Genomic DNA, 6198 nt, shown 5'->3' on the forward strand with positions numbered 1-6198 from the left:
ATACCGCCGCCGGGTTTCATCGGCCATTTGGGGCAAATATTTGACGTCGATGTGCACAAAGCCGGGGACATAAGCTTTGAAGGCTTTCGCCTTGGGTGGGCTTTTATCCGCCGGCGGTCTGCGAGACACCCCGTGTCGCTTGAGCATCCGATGCAACGAAGCGCGGGTCAGGGTGGGATGAATGAATTCCCGCACCACCGCCAGCAAGTCGTCCAGGGACAAGTCCAACTGCTGGCGCAGCACCAACACCACCTGCTCTTGAGCCGGCGTCAGGGTCGTGGGCAGCCGGTGCGGGGTATGCGGCAAGTCTTCCACCGAATCGCGTCCCTTCCAGCGCGCGATGGTTTCCACCGTGACGCCAAAGCGCTTGGCCAACACCGTATTCGGTTCCGTACTCGCCTGGATCAAAGCGCGGATTCGGGGCGTGGTCGTCGCGTTTTTGTGCAGTCTTACTTGCATCCTGTCACCTCTCGCATGATGTCTCTGGCCATCAGTAAACCACACCGACGGCCTATTAGGGAATCATCCGTGACACGACAGGTAGGTTATAGCGTCCGGTACAACGCCAAACCGAGAGTGTGCGCGGAGATACACCCAACTGCTTGGCGGCTTCATGTGACGTGATAAGTCTCGATGCCATGTAACTGCTCCCAAGTTGCTTTCGAAGTAAAGCAGTAACATCGCAAAAATTTCGGCAGACCGCATAGGCAATAAAAACGGAAAAATGTGGATTTTCGGCCGATGCCGCGATAGCGCTATTTATTTCTGTCTTTCCATACTGATTCGACGGCGCCGTATGTTCTGATGCTGCAGTCGATACCCAACTCCTTGATGGCCTGTGAAACTATGTCGCAACCGCTAGGGTATGTCTCAGGTTCGCGGGAATCGTTCCTGGTGGGGTGAATCCCAAAATAGTAATGTAAGTTCCACACAGCACCACAGATAAACCTATTCCGGTTTTTATATAGTTTTTCCCTCCCGCGGCGTTTGGAAGGCGGCTTTTTTTTCTGTCCACATTCGATGTACCACCGCACCAAGGGGGCGGGAAACATCTCCGAATCCGCGATCTTTTTTTCAAACAACTTCAGGGCGGCATAAAATGCATTGGCGTTAATCTCCGCATATCGCGTCAACACCTCGAAACGCCAATCCAGGGACAGTGTTTTTTCATTGATTGCTTGCATCTTAGTTTCCATAGGGATGCCTGGCTGGTACACAATCGCGGGGAATAAATCCGGAAAAAACTCCAGTGCGATATTAATCAAACCAAGCGGATAAACCTTCAGATCGGTATCCTTAATCAAGCCTTCAATCCGAATATCACGGTCCTTCATTTGGAGCAAGTGGCCGGCGGCAGATAAAACCCTCTTCGCATAGGTGTCGTGTCACGGATGATTCCCTAATAGGCCGTCGGTGTGGTTTACTGATGGCCAGAGACATCATGCGAGAGGTGACAGGATGCAAGTAAGACTGCACAAAAACGCGACGACCACGCCCCGAATCCGCGCTTTGATCCAGGCGAGTACGGAACCGAATACGGTGTTGGCCAAGCGCTTTGGCGTCACGGTGGAAACCATCGCGCGCTGGAAGGGACGCGATTCGGTGGAAGACTTGCCGCATACCCCGCACCGGCTGCCCACGACCCTGACGCCGGCTCAAGAGCAGGTGGTGTTGGTGCTGCGCCAGCAGTTGGACTTGTCCCTGGACGACTTGCTGGCGGTGGTGCGGGAATTCATTCATCCGACCCTGACCCGCGCTTCGTTGCATCGGATGCTCAAGCGACACGGGGTGTCTCGCAGACCGCCGGCGGATAAAAGCCCACCTAAGGCGAAAGCCTTCAAAGCTTATGTCCCCGGCTTTGTGCACATCGACGTCAAATATTTGCCCCAAATGGCCGATGAAACCCGGCGGCGGTATCTGTTTGTGGCCATCGATCGGGCCACGCGTTGGGTCTTTGTGCGTCTCTATCACAGCAAAAGCGCCCGCCATGCGCGGCATTTTCTGGCGGCGCTGGCCAAGACCGCGCCGTTTAAGATCGAAAAGATTCTTACCGATAACGGAAAAGAATTCACCGATCGCTTTGTCACCCGGGGTGAACGGACCCCGACCGGACAGCACGTCTTCGATCAACTGTGCACGGAACTGGGCATCGAGCATCGACTCATCCGCCCCAAAAGGCCTCAAACCAACGGCATGGTGGAGCGATTCAACGGGCGTATTGCCGATATCCTGCGTACGTATCATTTCCGCTCCGGAGAGGAACTGGAAACCACCCTTCGACGATACGTCTGGTTGTACAATCATCAAGTGCCTCAGAAAGCCTTGGGGCATATTCATCCAGTGCAAGCCCTGAAAAATTGGCAAAGGTCACACCCACACTTGTTTCATAAACGTGTCGTCAATCATCCGGGACACGACACCTACCCTTTGTGAAAAGCGGCCGCCGCGTTCGCTACCGCCAAGAGGACATCGACGCATTCATTGAGCGCCGTACACGGACGCATACCGGGGAGGCTGCGGCATGATGAACAGCTCCGTTAAAAGGAAGCTCCCCCCGGATATTCTGGCCCGGCTTAACGAGCGCCTGCTGAATGAAAACCATACCCTCAAGCAGCATCGCGAGTGGCTTGCGAAACATGGTTATGACATTCCCCTAGGCACCTTGTACCGCTATTACCGAAGTCTGACTTCAGGTTTCCCGGAGTGGGGCGAATTGACCGCATTCCCGGGAGAAACCATCACCCAGGAATACACCAAAAAACTGCGCTTTCTGGGCTTTTTGCGTATTCAGCGCCAACGGATCGATACGGAAATATCCCGTCTAGAGCAAGAGCTGCTGAGTCCATGGGACATGGAGGAGGAGGCATATCGACTAAAAGACCCAACTTGAAGCCGTCGGCCGGGCATTGCTCCAGGGAAAAACCGTCAACGCGGTCACCGCGTTCAAGAATGGATGGACGACCCGCTTGTTATCGGTCATTTTGCGTCTCCGCCATCAGCCATTCCCAAAACGAAAAACCCCTCCGAGCGGCACACTCAAAGGGGTCTTTCCGGATAACCATCACATCACCCAGGGCGCATTATAGCGCCCTGAAAGGAAGAAGCGAATGTTTCCCTCTTTTGTTGACACCCCCAAAGGGCGGGGCTATCCTGAAGCCACTCTCAAAACTATCGACGGCAGCCCCGCCCCGTCAGCGCGGTTTTTTGTTGCCCCCCAGAATGATCGACCAGTTTCATGGTCGGGTGGACAGCCAGGAATACAAGACCGCTTCGGCGGGAATAATGGCGGCGGCTTCGATAGGCCGAGAGTGACACCCGGCCACCCTAATGGTGGTCGATTGCGCAACTCAAAACTATCGGAGGCAAATCATGCCTAATTCAATCCAACGCGCCACTGCGCGCAAGCCCCAACTCTTAACCTTCACCTATTATCGCGGCTACGACTCGACCGGAGCGGCCTATCCCGATGGCCCGTTGGCGATCATGCGCGGCCTGACATTCGAGCAGGGCAAGCGTGAATTTGAGGCCCACGGCCACCAAGGCTTCGTCGAATGCGATCAGACCGGAGCCGGTTACTACGGCGATGACTACCCCTGGATAACCCGGGATGGACGGGTGGTGCCGTCCCCGCTGGAGCAAGCCGAGGACACCACCAGATGCACCTATTGCAACGGCACCGGTCACATTATCCCGGCCAACTACCGAGGCCCGGGCCAGGAATGCCCAGAATGCGGCGGGAGCGGCCACGTCCACGGATCTCGGGATCTGCCGTCGGGACCTGTCCGCTATACGTCCATATGCGCGACCTGTCGAGGGAGCGGCGCGGATCCAGATTTCAACCACGATGATTGCGAAGATTGCCGAGGCACCGGCTGCGATCCTCTCAGCGACATCACCAATTCGTTGTTATGCACGAGCTGCCAGGGGACAGGCCGCGCGCAAATGTCATCCCACGATATCGCACGCCTGGATTGCTTGCGTCGTAGCATCATCGCGGTATCGGAGATTGAAAGCGACTTACGCGAGCAAGGATTCGACCGTGGCGGTGCCCGATACGCTGCCGAGATTCTGGCCCGGGCGCGCCGGGCCCTGGCCGATCATCTGGCCGCCGAACTGGGGGGAGGTGTGTGATGACCTCACAAAAAAGAACAGACCAAGAACACGAACTGCTCCTGGCCCTAATTGCGGGCAGCGATTCGCCGATGGCGGCGGATATGGGACGCCACGACGCAATATATTCGCTGCTGGATCGCACGGCAGCCATAGCCGATATGCTGGCGATCGGGGATTTTCCCGGCATGGACTCGTCGATGCTGAATGCAATCGGAGAGCAACTATCCGCGAACCTGGAGGCCATCCGAGTCATCATTCGCCGCTAAAAACAAAAAGCCCCATCCGGATCAAGTGCGGATGGGGCTACAAAAAAATTCATATCAATCGGAGCCATGATATGCCGAAGACATCCATGACCAACACATTATACCCCACCCATCCCCAAGATATTGAACGATTCCGCCGCGCCATCCTGGATTCAGGCTTGCCCGCACCGGAACAAGTTAATGCGGACGGCCGGATTCACCGTTTTCCCACCACCGGCAAGCGGGACGATGACGCCGGCTGGTATGTGCTCCATCTGGATGGCATTCCGGCCGGCGCCTTCGGCTGCTGGCGCGCTGGCATCACACAAAGCTGGTGCGCCAAGGACCGCGCCGAAATGAACCAGGAGGAACGCCGCGCCCACGCCAAACGGTTGGATGAAATCCAGCGACAACGGCAACAGGAAATTGAACGCCGGCAATCCGATGTCAGCGTCCGGGCATCGAACCGATGGCGGGAAGCCAAACCCGCCGAAGCCGATCATCCCTATCTGGAACGGAAGCGGATCCGGCCAAACGGCGCGAAGATGGACGGCGACAAGCTGGTGATACCGGGCATCGATGCCGGGGGCACCCTCTGGACGCTGCAAACCATCACCGGTGAGGGAGACAAGCGTTTCCTCCCTGGAGGAAAAAAGCGCGGCTGTTTCTTCCCCATACCGCTCATCTTGCCGGAATCCCCCGAGTGCATCGTGATCTGTGAAGGCTTCGCCACCGCCGCCAGCCTCCACGAGGCGACCGGTCTACCGACCTTTGCCGCCTTCGACGCGGGGAATCTTAAACCGGTGGCCGAGGCCCTGCGGAAGCAATACCCCAAGGCGGGTATCGTCATTGCCGGCGACAACGACCAGTGGACCGAGGGCAACCCGGGCGCCGCCAAGGCGCGAGGGGCCGCCGATGCCGTTGGCGCGGCGTGGTGTGTGCCGGATTTCAGCGCGGTGGATACCGACACCAGGCCGACGGATTTCAACGACCTGGCTGGAATCGCCGGACTGGAGACGGTCAAAACCCAAATACAGGGGGCTGTGGCGCAAGCAGTGGGGATTCCCCCCGCCCCCTTCGGCCACCTACTCAACCGCCGGGGTGTATTCCGTCTTCGGGACGATGGCGAACCCCAACCCCTGGCCCATCGGCCGATCTGGGTGGAGGCCTTGAGCCGCGACGGCAGGCGCGAATCCTGGGGGCGGCTGGTGGTTTGGGAGGACCACGACGGCCACCGACATGAGCGCGCCATCCCCGCCAGTATGTTTCATACCGGCGGCCGGGAAATCGCCCAACTGCTGGCCGAGGGTGGGCTTCCCATCGTCTCCGGAAAGGAAACCCCCTTACTTCAATATCTGGTGGCCTTCGCGCCTAAGGATCGCCTGACCGCCGCCACCGTCACCGGTTGGCACGGGCAGGCCTTCGTGCTGCCGGATCGAACCCTGAAGGCGCCCGAGGGGGAGCGGATCGTCTACCAACCCCACGACCAGCACACCGCCGCCGATGCCTTTTGCCGCGGCGGTACGTTCGACGCCTGGCAATGGGCAGTGGCCGAGGCCCCTTCCCTGGTGCGTTTTGCCGTTTGCGCCGCCCTGGCCGCCCCCATGCGTCACCTGGTCGAAGTGGAGGCCGGCGGTTTTCACTTCCACGGCAACACCAGTCGGGGCAAGACCACCTTATTGCAAGCCGCCGCCAGCGTTTGGGGCAACAGCGCGGACCCTCAGCAAGCCGGCGGCGCGGCCGCCTATATTCAAAGATGGAACGCCACCGATAACGGACTGGAAGCCACCGCCGAATGCTTCAACGATTTGCCGCTGATCGTCGATGAGATCGGCGAATC

Annotated in this window: 7 protein-coding genes and 1 pseudogene; 6 read left to right on the forward strand and 2 right to left on the reverse strand. The window is 58.2% G+C overall.

The features are described from left to right. Together H035_RS0117370 and H035_RS0117375 are read right to left on the reverse strand one after the other, a co-directional pair. A pseudogene (locus tag H035_RS0117370) lies at window positions 1–459 on the reverse strand (IS481 family transposase); the annotation flags it as partial. A gap of 296 nt (window positions 460–755) precedes the next feature. Next, window positions 756–1334: a hypothetical protein gene (locus H035_RS0117375; RefSeq protein ID WP_022950211.1), complete on the reverse strand. Its 579-nt coding sequence runs from the start codon at window positions 1332–1334 to the stop codon at window positions 756–758. Between the two features lie 124 nt (window positions 1335–1458). Here H035_RS0117375 and H035_RS0117380 point away from each other — a divergent pair, with 124 nt between their 5' ends. The 6 genes from H035_RS0117380 to H035_RS21090 all read left to right on the forward strand — a co-directional run. Beyond that, on the forward strand, window positions 1459–2433 hold the full coding sequence (locus H035_RS0117380; RefSeq protein WP_022950212.1) for an IS481 family transposase: 975 nt from the start codon (window positions 1459–1461) through the stop codon (window positions 2431–2433). Further along, complete coding sequence (locus H035_RS22840) at window positions 2430–2525, forward strand: hypothetical protein (protein WP_152486107.1); 96 nt, start codon at window positions 2430–2432, stop codon at window positions 2523–2525. The genes H035_RS0117380 and H035_RS22840 overlap by 4 nt, the downstream gene beginning before the upstream one ends. Continuing rightward, window positions 2522–2890: a hypothetical protein gene (locus H035_RS0117385; RefSeq protein WP_022950213.1), complete on the forward strand. Its 369-nt coding sequence runs from the start codon at window positions 2522–2524 to the stop codon at window positions 2888–2890. Before H035_RS22840 ends, H035_RS0117385 begins: the two co-directional genes overlap by 4 nt. 479 nt (window positions 2891–3369) lie before the next feature. Next, window positions 3370–4131, forward strand: coding sequence for a zinc finger domain-containing protein (locus H035_RS22095; RefSeq protein WP_022950214.1), 762 nt, complete (start codon window positions 3370–3372; stop codon window positions 4129–4131). Then, complete coding sequence (locus tag H035_RS22100) at window positions 4131–4379, forward strand: hypothetical protein (RefSeq protein WP_022950215.1); 249 nt, start codon at window positions 4131–4133, stop codon at window positions 4377–4379. Before H035_RS22095 ends, H035_RS22100 begins: the two co-directional genes overlap by 1 nt. Window positions 4380–4465: 86 nt before the next feature. Beyond that, a partial coding sequence (locus H035_RS21090; RefSeq protein WP_022950217.1) for a DUF927 domain-containing protein occupies window positions 4466–6198 on the forward strand: 1733 nt, incomplete at its 3' end.

This window comes from Methylohalobius crimeensis 10Ki (genome assembly GCF_000421465.1).
GTDB lineage: Bacteria > Pseudomonadota > Gammaproteobacteria > Methylococcales > Methylothermaceae > Methylohalobius > Methylohalobius crimeensis.

Excerpts from the sequence above, each read along its gene's own strand:
- H035_RS0117375 (WP_022950211.1), bottom strand. The coding sequence starts at position 1,334 with ATGAAGGACCGTGATATTCGGATTGAAGGCTTGATTAAGGATACCGAT.
- H035_RS0117380 (WP_022950212.1), top strand. The coding sequence starts at position 1,459 with ATGCAAGTAAGACTGCACAAAAACGCGACGACCACGCCCCGAATCCGC.
- H035_RS0117385 (WP_022950213.1), top strand. The coding sequence starts at position 2,522 with ATGATGAACAGCTCCGTTAAAAGGAAGCTCCCCCCGGATATTCTGGCC.
- H035_RS22095 (WP_022950214.1), top strand. The coding sequence starts at position 3,370 with ATGCCTAATTCAATCCAACGCGCCACTGCGCGCAAGCCCCAACTCTTA.
- H035_RS22100 (WP_022950215.1), top strand. The coding sequence starts at position 4,131 with ATGACCTCACAAAAAAGAACAGACCAAGAACACGAACTGCTCCTGGCC.